Genomic DNA, 17,577 nt, shown 5'->3' on the forward strand with positions numbered 1-17,577 from the left:
ATTACGATATTGCCATTCTCTCCAGCAATTTACCGATTTGTTCCAAAAATCCCATGAAAGCATCCATCGCGCCTAGTCTGGACGTTGTAAGGACTTCGTAGATCCCCGAATCCGATGTCATGGTGTACTCAGAGTAAACGCAGACCGGAATCTGGCGGTTGTTATTAAACCTACGGTCCGGCCCTCCATGTTTGTTGACGTAGCGCCAGGTTTGATCAACAATGTTAGCATCGCGTGGTACGCTTTCATCTTCTATAAAACGTGTAGTAACACCATGAATTCGGAGGTTTTTGTAAAATACTGCGGCGAACGTTTTGCCACGTTTCACCAATAAGCGTTCGGGCAAGAAGTAGAACTCGAGGTTACTGAGCTTTAAGCAAGGTATAGCTACGTTTGTGGAAAAATAAGAAAGGGGAGGTTGATTTGTGGAAATACTCCTCACAGCTACCCTTTTGATCAGTTTACCAGCACCACCCGTACGTTTGTAATCATTGGTCTGTCGAGCATTTACATACTGCCAGATCCTTGCTGAACCGGCAAAGCTCAAGAAATGCGAACTGAATTGTTCATATACTTGTTTGAATTGTTCATCCATCTCATAATGCAATTCCATCTCAAACCGGCTTTTGTCAACTCTTTTAAGTTTTCGAATCAGAACTATGAAGAAAAGAATACCACCTGCCAACTCATAAGGCGCATAAGGGTTGGATAGGTTAAGTTCCTCGCTATCGATTTGTTCTTGGTGGACATGGTTTATCGTGGCGAATCGACGGGCAATAAATCCTACGGAATCGTTAAAGCCGACTTTTAACCATTTGCTGTTTGCTGAATCAAGTAAGGGTATACTTTCGTCCGTGACCGCGGTTTTTAAAATTGGCGATTTTGCAGTTGCCGCCTTTCGAATGTTAACGCCGGGATAGAAAGTGATCTTTGCGAAGATACTATCGGTAGCAGGCTGAATAATTAATTTGCGGGTGTTGAAGGTTGTAAACCCCAGAATCAGCAGAAATGCGATCAGCGGAAATATGCCAAACCAACTTACATAAGAAGCTTTACCCGCTTTTTCCGTCAATTCATTCACGAATGCCTTCGAACCTGTATCCGTCAGCTGCGCAATGTCGGCTGAAGCAATGTTATGCACATGGTCGTAGGAGATGGCGGGCAACATTTGCGGCTCGGCAGGGCGCTGTGAGGGCGCTACGCCCGAGATCTTTTGACGATAACTAATGCCGTGAGAACTTAAGTTAACATAAGTGCCCCGGGGGCCGAAATTAACTCTTGCGCCCTTTACCCCAACCGAGTAGCTGATGCCACCTTTGGATAGATTGATTCGAAACGGCCCGGAGCCGAATGATTTACGATATGACCAGCCCATAGTTGTTATAAGGTTTAGGTGAATACATTATTGATCTGTCTTTTTTTCGACATTCAGGAAATCAAGGATGATCTTTTCGGCCTCATTTTTAGAATTCGCCATTGGCCTTAGTTCAAATCGTCGAACTTTGGATTCTTTTAGCCAATTTGACCAGAATAGTTTGATAATCTCCAGGTCTGTAGGATGCACGGTAGCTGCGCCAACTTTTGACATTGAGCGGTCGTACAATTCAAGCACAAGGATCTCCAGATTTTTGAGGTTGTCATTATGAACCGGTTTTATTCGATATTGCTTATTTTTCTTGAAAAAGTTAGCGATGTCGTTGTCTCCAGAAGCAAGATAGGCATCTCTAAAACGGTCTACGGTCTTTTTACTTAGATCAAAGCCTTTATCGTAAATGCCTGCTTCAATGTAACCGTCCGTCGTCAGTATTAGGACATTTCGGTAACTGTTTGTATAAGTGTTATTTTCATCAGCGATCGGTTTCTCATCAGGCAGAACGGCAGCGTTATCCATTCCTTCATTTAAGTAAGTCCATATATCAGCGCCAAAGTTTTGGTGTTCTGCTGCCTTGTTTACCCTTTGGAATTCCGAGACAAGACTCGTAAGATCTTTTCGCAATGTTTGCTTAACATTATTCCTCTCTTTAATGTAATCGATTCTCGCGTTTTGATTCGGGAAACGGCCAAAATCAATAGTTAGTTTATCTGTGTTAACATTGTACTGGTTAATCAGCCCTTTGTTTATAAAATCGATGCGCAATTTGTCTTTTTGATTTTCGCTACGATGGCTTCGCAAGACCGATGGATATAGGTTTGATGTTAATAAGCCAAGTATTTGAGCGTCATCCATTGGGCGTCGATATAAACTCGTATTTACCCTATTTGACAGGTCGGCTGCAAACGTTATATTATAATGCGTTATGACGTATTTTTTTGAGCTAAAAGGCAGCAGGACAAGTAGCCCCGCGATCAATAATTTATTCACCGGTATTGAATTTTACACGTTTGTCGACCCTGTCAGTATGCAATTTTTCTTTCTGCCATGCTAGCGCTATTTCAGTGGCCTGCGCTGTTTTTGAAGTCGCTTTTGGAATCGAATATTCTTGATAAAGAAAGTCATTCCAGCCTTCCAGAAAGACGTTAATCCGGTCTTTCAAAGCATCAACAGAAATAGGCAGATTGTCTGACTGAATATGCAGTACATAGATTGAGGCAATATTGTCGATCATTTCCAGGTCGATGATCAATTTGCTTTGTTTCCTTTGTAGCTCATCAGCCAATCTTAAAGGTAGATTAGCCAATTCCTGAATAAGTAGTTTAATATCCGCTTTTAAACGAATCACCTGTTTGTCCAACATGCTGATTTCTTCTTTAAGCGTCATAATTTTCGCAAGTTTTACTTCCAGATCAGCCCTTAATTGTTTAACGAGCATTTGATTCTTTTGAGTAAGAATATCAGGATCCCGGTCTTCAAAAAGCTGCATCAGTTTTTTTAACGAAAACTTATACATGAGTAGGCCCAATGCACCAAAAACAAAAACGAGGTAAAAGTTGGTGTCAGAAAATGCGATGTTCCAGATCCAGGGCGTATTGACATTACCCCGGGCATAATTCACTTCATAAATCGATTGAGTGACCTTATAAGCCACCGCGCCATCCAGGAAAATTATTCCAGTCCAAAAAATTAGATAATTAACCCACTTTGTTTTAATGAACCTATCTGCCATTGCAAATGACAGGGGGATGAAAACGAACAAGCAAATGAATACAAAAGCCACCCAACCCTTTTCTAATGCCTTACTGATTGCATGCGCATTGAATATTTGCGGCACAGCTATAGGAATATTCTGTGCTTCAGCTTCTTTTGCATCGCCTACGCTAAAAAGTAGTATGTAAGCGGCTGAGGAATAGAAAACGAACAGATAACTAAGAAGTGCGATATTGAAAATTGCTGTAGGGATGAATTCATACCATTTTATCTTCGGTGTAAAGAACTCTAATTCCGATTTTTTAATTTCGGTGTTCAGCTCCTCGTTCTGACGTTCAATAAATGGGATCTTATCTTTATGGATCTGTTCGCTATTTCGTTCCAAAACCTCGATTTCCGATTCTGCACCACTTTTTTCATTTTCTAAGTTTGTTTTACTTATAGCGTTGTTTTTTGAACAATGATCAATTTCGAATTGGCTTGTTTTGGTCAATGCGTCACGCGTTTTTATGCGGTGCTCATCGATTTTCGTTTGAAGACGCTTTTTTTTATCATCAATTACATCGATATCATTGATGAAAACCGAATACACGGTATCGAAAGCCTTACTGAGTACCTGGTGATCTCCACTGTTTAATTTCGAGCGTTCAAAGCCCTGTTCACGTAAGAGCTTCCGATCAAAGCTTCCGACCTCAGCTGCAATCATCGAATCTAATATTTTTTCGAATTCCTCACCTGCCTTTAGCGGCAATGCTATTGGGATTGCCATTGGCTTTTCTGGTAATTTCCGCCTAACCTCATTGGGATCTATGCCACTTTCAATATCGACGATTCGTTGTTTTATAGTGTTAAAGTTGTTAATCAGCGATTGGACCGTCTGTTCGTGGTTGGTTTTGATTATACTTTCGTGATTATTCTTTTTGGCATTGACCGTCCAATTGTAGGAACCGTGTAATGCAAGACGTTTATCAATCACACAAAATTTTTGGTTCATGATGCCATAACCAATATTTTTAATTTTATTGACGATTGCGCCTTTGGCTACTAACAGGTTAAAATCAAGTTTTTCGTTTTCCTGGTTGTCCGCAACGATTACCTCTACATGGACTCCCTGGGAAATTTTGTCGAGGACTACCGCGAATAATTCATCATCAGTGAACCAAGCCGTAGCGATAAGGATTTCAAATTCTGCATGCTGCAGTGCCGCCAGTATCGTCGCGAAAATCTGTTTATTGTCGTCGATTACCTCTTGGTCGATTGTATCTAGCATATGATAAGGTTTAGGCCAATTTTAAAGTTCAAGAATTATTGTCCGCTCCAACTGAAATCCACGGCCAGTTGTGCACAAAAAATCCGATCAAGACCACCATTGTGTTTGTTGATTATACCGACAACCTGGTCCATTATTGATTCGGTCCCAACCGCATTATATTTTAATAAAGTTGTGTTTGGTAATTGCTGAACGGCTGCTGTCGTCGTGCCGCGGCTGACACCGGTAATAGTGTCTGTATAGCCAAGAGATTTTAATTCGGTTTTGATCTCTGTATGGTTCCGTTTGATGTCGTAAGTGATAATGATGTCCATTGCTTTTTTCTAATAAGTTTATAGTCCAAATTTACCTATTTGAAAGCACCTTTATTTACGGGAAACCGTAATTGGAAAGGGTATTTCATAACTTAAAAATCGTTGAAATAAACGTGACAAACAGGGACGACCGAATGGAATGTAAAACAGCGGTAAGCGTGTCTTGTGAGTTCAAGGTGCGCCTACCGCTAAAATTTTACCGGGTGTGACAGCTTGGAGAACAGATGGCACAGCCATCTGCAGATGAATCCGATTTTTTGGCTTCTGTTACTGCATCCTGGCAATTTGAAAATTCACCTAACGATTTGCGGTTGTGTTCAAGTGGCAAATAGTTGCAGGTTTCTTTGTGGACTTCATGATCGCCGTTACTTTGGGCGTTTTTGTTAGCGTAGTACTTCATGTTTTTAGTTTTTTGTTAAACAACAAAACAAAAGTATGTGTAGTGGAAAGACATATTTTACGGGAAGCCGTAAGTGAATTAACGGTGGAGAATTATATAATCTTAAGGTCTTTGCAATAAGCTATCAGTTGTTCATTTTTTTTAAACCCCAATTCCTCTTTGATTTGAGCGAGCCTTTTTTCGATACTACTAAGGCTGGTTGGTTTCATATTTTGCTGTTTGAGATAGTCCGGGATCTCGTTCTGATTTGCGCCTCCCGCGATTTGTTCTATGATAGCAACGTCATAGTTGCTAAATTTGAAAGCGTTCTTTTGCCGTATGCTAACTCTGAAAGCTTCGGGAACGAACTTTTTGCCTTTGTAGATAACTTCTAATGCAGCTTTCAAGTCAATTGTGTCTGTCCTGCCTTTATGAACATACCCATCAATGGCCAATTTATCGAAAAGCGCATTAACGACCCTTGGGTTAGGTTCGGAAGAAAATACGAGTACTTTGATCGCCGGTTGGTATTGCCTTACTGCTTTAATAAGATCTGCTCCATTGTTAATCGATTGCGTTCTTCCATCATCAACGAAGGATAGATCGGTGATCAACAGGTCGAATGGCGCGCCATCTTTTAAACTGTTTTTTATTCTTGTTAAAGCATCGTCGCAATAACAGGCATAATAGGCGTCTTTAATATTTAGTTCTTTCAGCGTTTGCAGCATCCAAAAATTCATGCTTTGTTGATCTTCCGCAACAAGTACTCTTTCAAACATATTTTCTGTTTTAAGCGATAGGGATTTTGATTTGTATCTCGAGGCCTGAGCCCGGTATACTCGCAAAGGTAATCTCGCTATTTATCGCTTTTATACGGTTTTCCGTATTTTGCAATCCGTTATTAGGGGAATAGTTCGGCGGAAATCCAACGCCGTCGTCGTTATAATTAATCAGGTAATGTTCGGGTGTAACCCTAAATTTTACGACTACATTGCAAGCCTTGCTGTGCTTTTGCATATTGACCATAAATTCCTGAAGCACGTATTTAAGTTCGGATTTGACTGTAACTGGGAACTTTTGCCAAAACTCTTTTTCATTGCCGATTAAAATAATCTTTACATCATCCGTTTCAAATCCCATAAGTAAATCATCAATTTTTTCCGCATAAAACTCGTCGGGATCCGTTATGATTTCGTAAGAAAGATCCCTGGCGCGTTGATAAACTTCATCGATATTATCTTCCAACCAGCTGCGGTCTAAGATGGGTTCTTGTTGAACTCTTTTCATTATCCGGTAGATATCATTAGCCAGTGTGTCGTGAACCTTTTTGGAGGCTTTTTGATTTGTTTCCACTATGGCGTTTTGTTTGTCGAGTGCTTGCCGTTGTTGCCTTTTCCTGTACCACAACACTGCGATAGTCGCTATAATAATAAATGCCAAAAGGATACCGTATAAGCGAATATTTTGCTGGATCAACTGAAGCTTTTTATTAGCATTATCCTTCTGCAACTTAAGGTTTTCGGATTTCGCTTTTTCAACATTGTAACGTATTAGGGCGAATTGGTTTTTAGCCGCGTTTCTCGCAGTTTGCAGGCTGTCGTTTAATTTTTCAAATTGCCGGAAATATTCCCTCGTTTTAGTCGGCGGGCTAAGTTTTATTAATTTCTCTAACGCTTCGAGTTCATCGTCGGGACTTTCTAGTTGCCTTGAGATGCCATGCATCTTAAGGGCATAATAGAATGCGGAATCAGGACGCGTAGAGCTATAGTAGTCTGATAAATGTGCATAGCTGGAATTTTGTCCCCAAAGATCTTTTGCCTGCATTCTAATGGCAAGTGCTTTAAGTAAATCAGGCGCTGCCGCGTAGGCATGATTATTTAACCATTTTGTAATTGCAATATTAGTTAATGTTCGGGCATATTCCTTGTCATCGACTTTGAAGCCCCTTAAGACACGCTTGTACAGCGTGAGCGCTTTGGCGTAAACCTTTTTATTTCGGTAAGCATTCGCCTTATTGTTGGTAAAAATAAGGCTGTAATCTTTGGAGTCGGAAAATTTTAAGGCCAAATCAAAATAATGGATAGCGTCGTCGAAATTTTTTAAATTCGAGTTCGTCATACCCAGTTCGTTGTAATCGGATGCCAGGCAATAACGATGGATTGGCTTGTTTTCATCCAGATACCTTAAGGATGTAACCAAACTCTCGTGAGCGCCAAAATAGTCCCCTTCATTGGCTTGTATGGAACCCATATAATTATAAGACATAGCTATCTGCAGGCTGTCTTTGGTAGAAGTCGCCGCTTTATCAAAGTAATAAAAAGCAGAATCAGTTTTTTGTTGATTAAATAAAGCTTCACCCTTTTTGAAGTCAGCTGTTTCAGTGGTAGCAAGAGGTTCAGCATGTTTCTTACACGATAAGAGGCAAATAAGGTAAAGTAGAAGAAATAATAATTTTTTCAACGCTAGTTTTTACGTTAAAGATACTAATTTAAGCCAGCGCATAAGATAAAAAGTAAGGCAGAATAGAACCTGCCTTACTTCAATGTTCACTATGGTTTTGGTGGCTTTGGCGGAACATGTCCGTCGTCGCCACCTGTGTCAGGCGGAGGTACATCTTGAGTGGTTACCGTATCGCTGTGTTGACAATTGTTGCTATGGTTATGCGCAGGGCATGACAGTGCCATGAAAATGGCGAAAAAAATTTGAAACATCTTTCTAAAAATTAATGGTTAAATGATCCTGCTGTTCCTGCGGGACTATCCCGCGGAGTGCAGATTAATTTTTGGGAAGTGAGCGTCTGAAAACGGAAGCTTTTATCTGCCTCCCAAGCCGGATATCGCTTCCGCTTTCTTCGCGCTGTTTTAATCAATTTCGTGCACTGTCCCGACCGGCCGTCCGGGGGTTGTTTTGATTATGATACAAATGTAGAGTGGTTGAAATCCGTGGCATGAGTGTTTCCGAAGATTCCTTTAATTCCCGCCTTGTTCCAAAAGTTCCTGAAAGTTTCCGGAAATAGTTTATTTTTAGGGTGATGTATTCCGATAAATTCAAAATTTATAAAGAAGAAGTGGTCGCAGCTTTTCTTAAAAAGAGTGAACAAGCTAACGAATCGTGGCTTGTTGATTTGAATAGAAGAAAAATTAGAGAATATTGCATCGAACGCATAGAAAGCGGAGTTGAACCAAATGATCGGCGCGCCCTTAGCGATTTTCTAAAGATGAAGGCCGATGATCACGATTATTTAACTGCTATTAATGCCACGGATGCGGATTATTTTCAAGGTCTACTTCAATTTTTGAAAAAACCGTCCAGGGACCCAGCATCAACCACTTTGGAGTTACTAAGCTGGCTAATTCATTTTCCTGCCAGACCTTACTCCACTTACCTTGAATATGGAGGCAATCAGCCAATTACCGTAGAGGAGGAACTTATACTGTATAATGAGCAAAAAGATCAAAGGGATATTTCAGATTCAGACGTTGAGCAGCCTGAAATACCCGCTCCACAAATTGTGATAGGCGAGGCTGAGAGAGATCCTCCAGTCCAGCCTATTATTCAAGACACAGATCCAAACGGTACAGGCAGTAAGATAATAGGCAAACCTTGGTTGATTGGAGTAAGTGTTATTTTATTAGGAGTATTGATATGGCGGTTCACGGCGAAGGATAATGAATGTATGTATTGGAATGATGACCATTATGTGGCGACGTCATGTAGTGTACCGAGATTGGATACGCTGTTGATCAAGTTTGATGAAAAGAAATTGCGGGGCTTTCGGCGTATCAAGAAAGTGGATACCTTAACTGCTTATTCGGTCAATAAATTATGGTGGGTTAGAGTAGGTGACAGCATAGAGTTATATACTGCGGGCGGCAAGCATCCCTTGTATGGAGACAAAAAGCTCAAACTAGTTACCGATTATGTCGTGAATGTTTGCCGTAATCGTGGGAATAGGTATAAATAAAGTGAGATTACGGGAAACCGTAAGGATTCATGTGTGCGTCGTTTATTTTTGTCATGAACTTGCTGATTTCAGAAAGATTATGATATTTAACGGAACTATTGATTCTAACCTTACATGAAAACCTTCTTGCTTTTGTTCGTGCTTTTGATGCACAAACACCCTCCAACCAAAACTGTTGTGTATGTATGTGACAGCAGTAACCCTAAAAAGTACCACCTTAAAAACGATTGTCGGGGTCTTAGCCGGTGTACGCACCACATCATCGAAATTACTTTGGACGTTGCTAAAAAAAGGAAGTTGGAGCTTTGCAAAATTGAGCAATAGCTACAAATCCTTTCCACAATGTGGGCAACATTGATTGGCCGCTGCTTCTTTCCGCTTAAATTCTTCTGAGAAGCCGGAGGCCAGTATTCCCGCTGGTAAAGCAAACATGCCAATACCCAGAATAGAAATACAAGCCGTTAAGGTCTTTCCTATGCCGGTGATGGGATAGACGTCACCGTAACCGACGGTTGTCAGCGTAGCCACGCTCCACCACATGGTTTCGGGAATGCTGGAGAATTTATCAGGTTGCGCATCGTGTTCTACAAAATACATTACACTTGCCGCGACCAGTATCAGCGTAAAAACCAATAGCATGCTGATCATTAGTTCTTCTTTTTTGGAGCTAAATACCCGCCGGATAACCCTTGAAGCGTTTAAGAAACGACCGAGCTTAAAGAAGCGCGTAAAGCGAATCATCCTTAAAGAACGAAGTGAGCGAAGGTCCAAGCCTGATAATGGCAAATAAAATGGCAATATCGCTGCCAGATCGACCAATGCGCCGGGTGAAGTGATATATCTCAACCGTCCCTTAATCGGATGGCGATATTTTTTGATACTGGTACAAGACCAAACTCTTAAGAGATATTCAACAGTAAAAATTATGATCGAGAATAGCTCGAAATTATTGAACCAGGATCGGTAAACATGGTACAAGCTTTCCACGGTTTCCAAGCAAACCGCTATTAAATTCAAGAGTATTAAGGAAACGATAATGCCGTTCACCACCCGATCCCAAAAGGTGCCGCCATCGGTAGGGTCAAGTAATAAATGAACTTTTCTTTTCAACGACTTGTAGGCGCGTTTTAGGTTATTTTGATTTAGCGAAACGGTATTTGAAAGCATGATGAAAGGATTTTTAAGTATAAATCAGGATCGTACTCGGAAACTTAATTAAAAATAAGCTTGGGGTCAAAACCGAGATTAGCTACCAGGTCATTGTAACGAACAATCCGTTTTGAAAGCATGTTTCTTTTCTCGCCAGGCTCATTGGGCATCCAGTAACAAAGGATGATATCGCCGCCAACGTTATGGTCTCGATATTGGATAATTTTATAGTAATAAGTCGGTACTATAGCGGTGATTGAGTTCTGTGTATAGGTTTGTTTTGCTCCAAAAGTTCCGCACCAAATTTTGACGCTATCGGTACTGGCTTCGCTACGGTAACCGGTTAACTTTCGGCAAAATTCTTCGGTCGCTAGTTCTGTACCGATATTTTGTCCTTGATATTCCATTCCAGCATTAAACGTATACGTATCCGACAGGATAGCCGCATCCGCACACCAAGCCAACAGTATCCAAGCCTGGCAATGGCCCTTGGCAATCATATCAATCGAATTTTTATTCGCGTACTGGTAAAGTTTTGTTTCGTCCGGCTGTCCGTTTGCCGCGTGCCATGATGCATAGATACCTTTTCTTGGTAGGTCCAAAGCCTCTTGCTCCAGGCGGTGGGCTTTGGTATATACGTAATAGGTGAGCAGCGGCGTATGTTTGGCCGTGTCTGCAATTGATTTATAGTAGGGATTAACCCACAATTTGCAGCTGGCACAGAAATCTGATTTTTGGGTTGGATACCTTTTGTACAGTGACTTGACATACGCCGCATTGATTTCCTGTGCAGTGGTGTTTTGTGTAGAAGTGCTAAAGATAAATAATATAAAAATTAAAAATTTAGGCATAGTCAAATATAATTATCGGCGCGCAAAGAAGTCTTACGGTTTCCCGTAAATGAATGCGATACTTTATTTTTTCCTTTAGGAAAATTCTTAAGCATTATGACAAATATGATTGAAGCCATCAAACCCGGGCCGAAACGGGAAAATGAAAACGGAACGCCGGATCGAAGGCAACGCGTGGATCCACCTACTGCGCCCAAGCACCCTGCGTTAAAACCGCATGTGCATAAATCTGGCGAGAAAAAACGCTAATTTAAGCGGCATAAGTCAAAATACCTATGCCGTTTAATCAAAAACTACTTCTACAACGCTACCAGTAACCGAAGTTAGACGTCATAATTAAACTCTGGATGCTCCTTTAGGCTAATGTATCGCAAAAGCAATGATTCCATAGTTTGAGAATGAAGAATGTGCGCATGCCCGCCCTAACAAAAATAAAGATCTAATCAACTCTAATCATTTAAGATCTGTTTTGATTCTACTTCTGTTTTCAGAAATAAGGAATTGATGGCGTCCTGCAGTTTTATATGAATATTCAAATTGGGCACCGGGCAGAATTTCAATAGAGGATAACTGAACATTATCAATTTGCGAGCTCTTGAGTATTCCCTTTTCTAATAAAAAAAACACCTACCTCGTACATGAGGTGTGAAAAAAATATTTTGCCCTTCCTCACATTTGCTGTGTAAATTTTAAGCTATGGCAAATTACAACGAAACTCAGAATGACTTTCCGAAAGTTCACCGCGATCAACTGATCACAGTACAGGACTTGATTGATTTTAAGCAACAATTGATTGTTGACATTAAAAAGCTTTTGAAGGAACAGACCGGGCATCCGGGACACCAATGGCTCAAAGCCTTCGAGATTAAAAAGATGCTGCGCCTTTCTGAAAGCAAGCTTCAATACCTCCGTGATAAAGGCCTGATACCTTTCAAAAAGTTAGGTGGTATAACTTATTACAACCTGGAAGATATCGAGGCACTTATGTCTTCTGGTAAGTTGAACGATCAAATGAAAATGGCATGAAGCGAAAGGCAAAACGGATCGTTCCGAATTTGGATAGACAGTCAAGAAACAGGATTGCAATTGTTGTTCGTGACGATGATGGCTTAGGTACGTCCATGCCGCCATCGCTTACCAGTATTGAAATTTATTTTGATCAGAAAGGCCTGCTGGAAATTGCAGGTGATTTTTATACCGCACATGAATTACGGGAATGGAAAAGTGCTACCGGCCAACCGATAATTAACTGGAAAGTTTGCGCCGCCGATTGGATTTATGATTACCGGCAGGCAATGAAAATGCGGTTAAGGAAGTCTCCGTTTTACGGCGAATCGTCTTGAACTGCAAATAGAAATTTGATGACAATTTGACGGGCTCGGTTAAATTCAAAATTTGTTCATCGAATTAAGAAATTGTTTGCTGTGATATTAAAAATTGTCATTAAAGCTGGTGTCAAAATCACAGGACCTGTGGATGTTTACCAACCGACTGAATTTTAAGTGCCATAAAAAAACAAAATTAGTGGACCGTCGGGAAGCATCATCTAATGTCCTTCCTGATGCATAATTATAGGTTTTTGTATTTACAGCAACGTGTAATTATAGAGTTATGCAGATACAGAAAACTGCAATTGTTGAAATACAAACTTACAGCGATATGCAATTACAGTAATCTGCATTTAAAGAATTATGTATTTGGGATTTACAGCATTATGCAATTACAGCATTATGTATTTATAACAATTTAGAATTACAGAAAATGGGAAAGATCATCACAGTAGCCCACCAAAAAGGGGGCGTAGGAAAAAGTACACTGGCAATGAATTTAGCAGTTTGTTTTCAAGATCAACTAAACGTTGCTTTGGTTGATACGGATTTGCAAGGCAGCTTGTATCATATTAAGGACGAGTTACCTGGTCTTGCCGTAATGGGCAACGATCAGCTACAGGAAATTAAAAATTTGGACTATGACCTCATCATTGTAGATACGCCACCTTACCTATCGAACAAACTATAGGAACTTTTCAGTCTTTCGGATTTCATATTAATTCCCACCAAAGCAGGCTTCTTTGATGTAATGGCCATCCGTTCGACTATCGCATTGGTCAACGATGCGCTGGGAAAAAACCCCGAAATAAAAGCCGGCATTGTAATGAATATGATAAAGCCGCGATCGGGAATTACTAAAGAAGTCAGCGGCCTCTTGGATGACATGGCAGCCCCTGTTTTAAAAACACTGATATACGACCGCGTAAGCATTGCAAGGTCTTCAATCACAGCAGGAGTTCTAAAGGGAAGCGATGCAAAAGCAAAGTCAGAAATAACATCCTTAGCGGAGGAGACTGTTAACCGCATCAGTGCATAATTACATAAATACATATTTATGTAATTGCTTAAATCTTTTATGCAATGGGGAATTTAAAGAAAGGTTAGAATGACAGATTATAAAGACAAGCTGAGTGGTTTAGCAGATAAGCTAAAGAAGGAAACACCAAAAACCCCGATACAGGAGGTTCATCCTGTCAGGCAGAATGTTACTTCCAAGGAAGACGAAGCGCAACTAAATGTGTGGATTCCAAAGGGGCTTTTAAAGCGCTTGAAGTCCTATGGAGTGGAATATGATCATTCTCTTAAAGACATCAGTATAGATGCCTTTAAATTCTTCTTAGATGCCAAATTGAAGAAGTCATAACGGTGGCAGTCATTAAAGAATGGATGAAGGTTGAAGACGTCCTAAAGGATGAGATTGCCTCTTAATAGCAATCAGCAAGATAAACGTTTGTATTACAAACGAAATCTTGCCCTTCCTTCCGAAGTCAGTGCGGGGCTATTGAAAAATTCTCCGGGGTCGAATTTTTAAGGATAAGAATTATGGAAAATCAGGATAATAACAGATCAAAAACATTGCTTACAAGACTAAAGCCAACTGAATATCAATTGATTTATAACGCGTTTAAAAAGACAAGATTTAACAAGCTTAGTGAATATGCCCGTAGCATTCTATTAGGCAAACCGGTGGTTATAAACTACCGTGATAAATCAATGGATGATATGCTTGAAGAGCTGGCCTTGCTGCGGAAAGAATTAAATGCAATCGGGAATAATCTTAATCAGGCAGTCCGTCAAATAAGTAGTGCCCACGGAAATGCCGATAACAGGTTATGGTCTAATCTCCTTTTTATCATTGGTAGCAAGGTTGATCCGTCAATAGGGCAAATCAAAGAACGTATGCAAAGTTTCTCTGAATTATGGTCGCAAAAATTAAAACCGGAAGAAGTATCATCGGTGCAATAAATTATAATGAGCACAAGGTGCGGCTGGGTAAAGCGGAATTGATTTTAGCACAGGGCTATCTCAAAGATCCGGTCGATTTATCGTTCAATGATAAGTTGCAAAGATTAGCCGATTTGACAAAGCGCAATGAGCGTACCCTTGTCAATACATTGCATGTTTCCTTGAACTTTGCCGTAAGTGAAAATTTAGATAAGGACATTCTTCAGCAGATCGCAGATGATTATATGGATGGTTTAGGGTTTGGAAAACAACCCTATTTAGTATATCAACATTACGATGCCGGGCATCCCCATTTACATATAGTAACTACTAATATTGAACGGGATGGTAAGCGGATCAGCTTTCATCTACTCGCCAATAGGGCATCCGAAGGTGCACGTAAACAAGTCGAATTAACTTACAACCTTGTTAAGGCGGAGGATCAAGGTAAGCAACAAAACGTTATTGCGAAACCCCTCGAACAAGTGAATTATGGTAAGTCGGAAATAAAAAGATCCATTACTAATGTCGTAACGGAGGTGGTTAGAGCATACAAATTTACCAGCATCCCAGAACTTAACGCAGTACTGAATCAGTATAATATTTCCGCAGACCGAGGGTCTAAAGATTCAAGAATGTACGAAAAAAATGGGTTGGTTTATTGGGTTTTGGATGGAAAAGGCAACAAACTTGGAGTACCTATCAAGGCAAGCAGCATATACGGCAAGCCAACTATGAAAGCTTTGGATGACAGATTCCGGTTAAATAAAATGCTTAGGAAGCCATTAAAAAACCAATTAAAAACAACAATTGACAAGGCATTATCGAAACCAATGTCGCAAACCGCTTTTCAGAAACAATTAAAAAATGAGGGCATCGAGGTAATACTCCGGCAAAATGAAGAAGGCCGTTTATATGGAATAACGTTCGTAGATCATAAATCAAAAGCAGTATTTAACGGCAGCGATTTAGGTAAAATTTATAGTGCCTCTTCACTTTCAGGATGGTTCAAAAATGCTAATACAACCTTTACAAAGGAAACGGATAAGGTAAATACGTCTTGCAATTTTACTGACAATATTTCAGGTTCCACTTCTGGACGTAGTAGTGGAGAATCTTTAATAGATATGCTATTTAAAGAGGAGCATCAGGATATGGCCGCCATTGGACGGCTTACCCAAAATAAGCGGAAGAAGAAACGCAAAGGTCATTCACTTTAATTTATGTTTTATGCAAACCGGAGAAAATGAACAAGCCCTTAGAAAGATAATTGACTTTACAAGATTATTGAGTTTAGCGGTATTGATGGTGCATTTTTACTTATCATGCTACCCGGCTTTTGTAGCCTGGGGCCTGACTAAGCCAATTATAAACCAGGTGTTATTGCCTCTAACTAAAATGGCAATATTTAGAACGGTTTTATTTGCAAAACTATCTGCCCTTATTTTATTATTGGTTTCATTAGTTGGAAGCAAGGGCAAAAAAGATGAAACGATCAGAATTAGAACCATAGTCACTTACTGCTTTGCAGGATTGATAATTTACTTTATCAGCAACCTGGTATTAGGTTTAAAATATCCTTTTAATACTGTGGCGCTATTGTACATCAGCTTGTCCACTTTAGGGTATTTCTTCATCATGTCAGGGGGCAGCCTATTATTCAGAATGATTAAATTAAACCTTGGCAAAGATATTTTTAACAAAGAAAATGAATCATTCCCCCAGGAAGAACGCTTACTCGAAAATGAATACTCAATCAATTTGCCGGCTGTATATAATCTTAAAGGGAAAACCCGCAAAAGTTGGATCAATATTATCAATCCCTTCAGAGGAACATTAATTGGAGGAAGCCCCGGTTCTGGTAAATCTTATTTTGTAATACGTCACATCATTCAGCAACATATTCAAAAGGGATTTACGATGTTGGTTTATGATTTTAAGTATGATGATCTGACTAAAATTGTCTATAACACGCTCTTAAAATACGGACACTTATATAAAGTCAAGCCAGTTCAGTATGTCATCAACCTTGAACAAATCATGCACCGCGCTAATCCATTAGAACCGCACACCATGTTTGACATTACAGATGCCATTGATTCCAGCCGTACAATAATGTTGGGCCTTAACCGTGAATGGATAAAAAAACAAGGCGACTTTTTTGTTGAATCTCCGATAAATTTCATAACCGCAATCATGTGGTTTTTAAAGAAGTACGAGAATGGGCGCTACTGTACCCTTCCCCATGTAATTGAACTGGCACAGGTAGAGTATAAGGATTTGTTTGAAGTATTGCTTCAGGAACCAGAAATAGAAGTTTTAATCAATCCTTTTGTATCAGCCTGGCAAAATGAAGCATTTGAACAGTTAGAAGGACAAATTGCAAGTGCGAAGATCAGCCTTGCACGGCTATCCTCCCCTCAACTATATTACGTTTTAAGTGGTAATGATTTTTCATTAGATATCAATAATCCCGAAGAGCCGAAAATTGTCTGTTTAGCAAATAATCCGCAAAAGTCGCAGATATATGGTGCTGTATTATCATTATATATCAATCGCATAAACAAATTGGTCAATCGAAAAAATCAGCAAAAATGCAGTATGATATTTGATGAGTTTCCAACTATTTACTTTAATGGCATAGATAATTTGATTGCTACAGCGAGATCAAATAAGGTAGCGGTTACATTGGCCGTGCAGGACTACAGCCAATTGAAAAAGGATTATGGGCGTGAACAGGCAGAAGTTATATTAAATATTGTCGGCAATGTAGTGTTCGGCCAGGTAACAGGCGACACCGCCAAACAGCTCTCGGAACGTTTTGGAAAAATCAACCAGGTAAAGGAAAGCGTTACCATAAATAGTCAGGACACTTCCATAAGTAAATCAGTGCAATTGGATTATGCGATACCCGCATCAAAAATTTCAGGTCTTTCATCCGGCGAGTTCGTGGGAATGGTAGCCGATGATCCTAATAACAAAATTGACCTCAAAACTTTTCATAATGCTATTCAAAATGATCACGAGTCTATAAGAATTCAGGAAGCTGTGTATCAATCAATACCATTGGTACGCAATGTTGACAAGGAAGAAATCCTTGATAATTATCAGCAAATCAAAGAAGATATAAAGGGAATTGTGGCGAATGTAATCGCTCAGTCAAAATAATATTGCAATGGTTAATTATATGCCTGATAATTAATAACTTAAAAATTTATTAATTTTTGGTTAAAATATGTTGGAACATCTTATTCCGTCTTTGCGTATTATGCAATACCTAGTTTCCAACA

The 17,577-nt window shown here is 39.8% G+C and carries 18 protein-coding genes; 9 read left to right on the forward strand and 9 right to left on the reverse strand.

From position 1 onward, the window contains the following. Position 1: 1 nt before the first annotated feature. The 7 genes from ABIB39_RS21430 to ABIB39_RS21460 form a co-directional block, all read right to left on the reverse strand. A complete protein-coding gene (locus ABIB39_RS21430; RefSeq protein ID WP_354432231.1) occupies positions 2–1,375 on the reverse strand; it encodes a DUF4236 domain-containing protein in 1,374 nt (457 codons plus the stop codon). A 27-nt stretch (positions 1,376–1,402) separates the two neighbouring features. Continuing rightward, positions 1,403–2,227 (reverse strand): hypothetical protein, encoded by an 825-nt coding sequence (locus ABIB39_RS21435; protein ID WP_354432232.1) that lies wholly within the window; start codon positions 2,225–2,227, stop codon positions 1,403–1,405. 127 nt (positions 2,228–2,354) lie between these two features. Beyond that, complete coding sequence (locus tag ABIB39_RS21440; RefSeq protein ID WP_354432233.1) at positions 2,355–4,355, reverse strand: phospholipase D-like domain-containing protein; 2,001 nt, start codon at positions 4,353–4,355, stop codon at positions 2,355–2,357. 35 nt (positions 4,356–4,390) lie between these two features. Beyond that, positions 4,391–4,669, reverse strand: coding sequence for a hypothetical protein (locus ABIB39_RS21445; RefSeq protein ID WP_354432234.1), 279 nt, complete (start codon positions 4,667–4,669; stop codon positions 4,391–4,393). 196 nt (positions 4,670–4,865) lie between these two features. Beyond that, positions 4,866–5,069: a hypothetical protein gene (locus tag ABIB39_RS21450; protein WP_354432235.1), complete on the reverse strand. Its 204-nt coding sequence runs from the start codon at positions 5,067–5,069 to the stop codon at positions 4,866–4,868. A 92-nt stretch (positions 5,070–5,161) separates the two neighbouring features. After that, positions 5,162–5,827: a response regulator transcription factor gene (locus ABIB39_RS21455; protein WP_354432236.1), complete on the reverse strand. Its 666-nt coding sequence runs from the start codon at positions 5,825–5,827 to the stop codon at positions 5,162–5,164. A 10-nt stretch (positions 5,828–5,837) separates the two neighbouring features. Further along, the gene (locus ABIB39_RS21460; RefSeq protein WP_354432237.1) at positions 5,838–7,508 is read right to left on the reverse strand and encodes a tetratricopeptide repeat-containing sensor histidine kinase; all 1,671 of its coding nucleotides are present in this window, start codon (positions 7,506–7,508) and stop codon (positions 5,838–5,840) included. A 571-nt stretch (positions 7,509–8,079) separates the two neighbouring features. Between ABIB39_RS21460 and ABIB39_RS21465 the strand changes: the two genes are divergently transcribed. Further along, on the forward strand, positions 8,080–9,012 hold the full coding sequence (locus tag ABIB39_RS21465; protein ID WP_354432238.1) for a hypothetical protein: 933 nt from the start codon (positions 8,080–8,082) through the stop codon (positions 9,010–9,012). 324 nt (positions 9,013–9,336) lie between these two features. On the opposite strand, the gene ABIB39_RS21470 is transcribed toward ABIB39_RS21465, so the two are convergent. Together ABIB39_RS21470 and ABIB39_RS21475 are read right to left on the reverse strand one after the other, a co-directional pair. Next, positions 9,337–10,179, reverse strand: a complete 843-nt coding sequence (locus tag ABIB39_RS21470; protein ID WP_354432239.1) for an ion transporter — start codon at positions 10,177–10,179, stop codon at positions 9,337–9,339. Positions 10,180–10,223: 44 nt separating this feature from the next. Then, positions 10,224–11,012 carry a DNA/RNA non-specific endonuclease gene (locus ABIB39_RS21475; protein WP_354432240.1) on the reverse strand — a complete coding sequence of 263 codons (789 nt, stop codon included), beginning with the start codon at positions 11,010–11,012 and terminating at the stop codon, positions 10,224–10,226. Between the two features lie 696 nt (positions 11,013–11,708). On the opposite strand from ABIB39_RS21475, the gene ABIB39_RS21480 reads away from it, so the two are divergent. From ABIB39_RS21480 to mobC, 8 genes are all read left to right on the forward strand, one after another. Further along, complete coding sequence (locus ABIB39_RS21480; RefSeq protein WP_295793729.1) at positions 11,709–12,038, forward strand: helix-turn-helix domain-containing protein; 330 nt, start codon at positions 11,709–11,711, stop codon at positions 12,036–12,038. Continuing rightward, entirely contained in the window at positions 12,035–12,355 is a 321-nt protein-coding gene (locus ABIB39_RS21485) for a hypothetical protein (protein ID WP_354432241.1), read from the forward strand. Before ABIB39_RS21480 ends, ABIB39_RS21485 begins: the two co-directional genes overlap by 4 nt. 418 nt (positions 12,356–12,773) lie before the next feature. Beyond that, positions 12,774–13,031 (forward strand): AAA family ATPase, encoded by a 258-nt coding sequence (locus ABIB39_RS21490; protein WP_354432242.1) that lies wholly within the window; start codon positions 12,774–12,776, stop codon positions 13,029–13,031. A gap of 60 nt (positions 13,032–13,091) precedes the next feature. Then, positions 13,092–13,379 (forward strand): hypothetical protein, encoded by a 288-nt coding sequence (locus ABIB39_RS21495; protein ID WP_354432243.1) that lies wholly within the window; start codon positions 13,092–13,094, stop codon positions 13,377–13,379. Positions 13,380–13,448: 69 nt separating this feature from the next. Beyond that, the gene (locus tag ABIB39_RS21500; RefSeq protein ID WP_354432244.1) at positions 13,449–13,706 is read left to right on the forward strand and encodes a hypothetical protein; all 258 of its coding nucleotides are present in this window, start codon (positions 13,449–13,451) and stop codon (positions 13,704–13,706) included. Positions 13,707–13,885: 179 nt separating this feature from the next. Beyond that, positions 13,886–14,308: a plasmid mobilization protein gene (locus ABIB39_RS21505; RefSeq protein WP_354432245.1), complete on the forward strand. Its 423-nt coding sequence runs from the start codon at positions 13,886–13,888 to the stop codon at positions 14,306–14,308. Continuing rightward, entirely contained in the window at positions 14,263–15,507 is a 1,245-nt protein-coding gene (locus ABIB39_RS21510) for a relaxase/mobilization nuclease domain-containing protein (protein ID WP_354432246.1), read from the forward strand. The genes ABIB39_RS21505 and ABIB39_RS21510 overlap by 46 nt, the downstream gene beginning before the upstream one ends. 10 nt (positions 15,508–15,517) lie before the next feature. After that, positions 15,518–17,455: a conjugal transfer protein MobC gene (gene mobC / locus ABIB39_RS21515; RefSeq protein WP_354432247.1), complete on the forward strand. Its 1,938-nt coding sequence runs from the start codon at positions 15,518–15,520 to the stop codon at positions 17,453–17,455. Positions 17,456–17,577: the final 122 nt, after the last annotated feature.

The sequence above is a fragment of the Mucilaginibacter sp. UYP27 genome (assembly GCF_040547175.1).
Taxonomy (GTDB): domain Bacteria; phylum Bacteroidota; class Bacteroidia; order Sphingobacteriales; family Sphingobacteriaceae; genus Mucilaginibacter.

Excerpts from the sequence above, each read along its gene's own strand:
- ABIB39_RS21430 (WP_354432231.1), bottom strand. The coding sequence starts at position 1,375 with ATGGGCTGGTCATATCGTAAATCATTCGGCTCCGGGCCGTTTCGAATC.
- ABIB39_RS21505 (WP_354432245.1), top strand. The coding sequence starts at position 13,886 with ATGGAAAATCAGGATAATAACAGATCAAAAACATTGCTTACAAGACTA.
- ABIB39_RS21490 (WP_354432242.1), top strand. The coding sequence starts at position 12,774 with ATGGGAAAGATCATCACAGTAGCCCACCAAAAAGGGGGCGTAGGAAAA.
- ABIB39_RS21510 (WP_354432246.1), top strand. The coding sequence starts at position 14,263 with ATGGTCGCAAAAATTAAAACCGGAAGAAGTATCATCGGTGCAATAAAT.
- ABIB39_RS21500 (WP_354432244.1), top strand. The coding sequence starts at position 13,449 with ATGACAGATTATAAAGACAAGCTGAGTGGTTTAGCAGATAAGCTAAAG.
- ABIB39_RS21455 (WP_354432236.1), bottom strand. The coding sequence starts at position 5,827 with ATGTTTGAAAGAGTACTTGTTGCGGAAGATCAACAAAGCATGAATTTT.
- ABIB39_RS21485 (WP_354432241.1), top strand. The coding sequence starts at position 12,035 with ATGAAGCGAAAGGCAAAACGGATCGTTCCGAATTTGGATAGACAGTCA.
- ABIB39_RS21475 (WP_354432240.1), bottom strand. The coding sequence starts at position 11,012 with ATGCCTAAATTTTTAATTTTTATATTATTTATCTTTAGCACTTCTACA.
- ABIB39_RS21480 (WP_295793729.1), top strand. The coding sequence starts at position 11,709 with ATGGCAAATTACAACGAAACTCAGAATGACTTTCCGAAAGTTCACCGC.
- ABIB39_RS21435 (WP_354432232.1), bottom strand. The coding sequence starts at position 2,227 with ATGGATGACGCTCAAATACTTGGCTTATTAACATCAAACCTATATCCA.
- ABIB39_RS21445 (WP_354432234.1), bottom strand. The coding sequence starts at position 4,669 with ATGGACATCATTATCACTTACGACATCAAACGGAACCATACAGAGATC.
- ABIB39_RS21470 (WP_354432239.1), bottom strand. The coding sequence starts at position 10,179 with ATGCTTTCAAATACCGTTTCGCTAAATCAAAATAACCTAAAACGCGCC.
- ABIB39_RS21465 (WP_354432238.1), top strand. The coding sequence starts at position 8,080 with ATGTATTCCGATAAATTCAAAATTTATAAAGAAGAAGTGGTCGCAGCT.
- ABIB39_RS21495 (WP_354432243.1), top strand. The coding sequence starts at position 13,092 with ATGGCCATCCGTTCGACTATCGCATTGGTCAACGATGCGCTGGGAAAA.
- mobC (WP_354432247.1), top strand. The coding sequence starts at position 15,518 with ATGCAAACCGGAGAAAATGAACAAGCCCTTAGAAAGATAATTGACTTT.
- ABIB39_RS21450 (WP_354432235.1), bottom strand. The coding sequence starts at position 5,069 with ATGAAGTACTACGCTAACAAAAACGCCCAAAGTAACGGCGATCATGAA.
- ABIB39_RS21440 (WP_354432233.1), bottom strand. The coding sequence starts at position 4,355 with ATGCTAGATACAATCGACCAAGAGGTAATCGACGACAATAAACAGATT.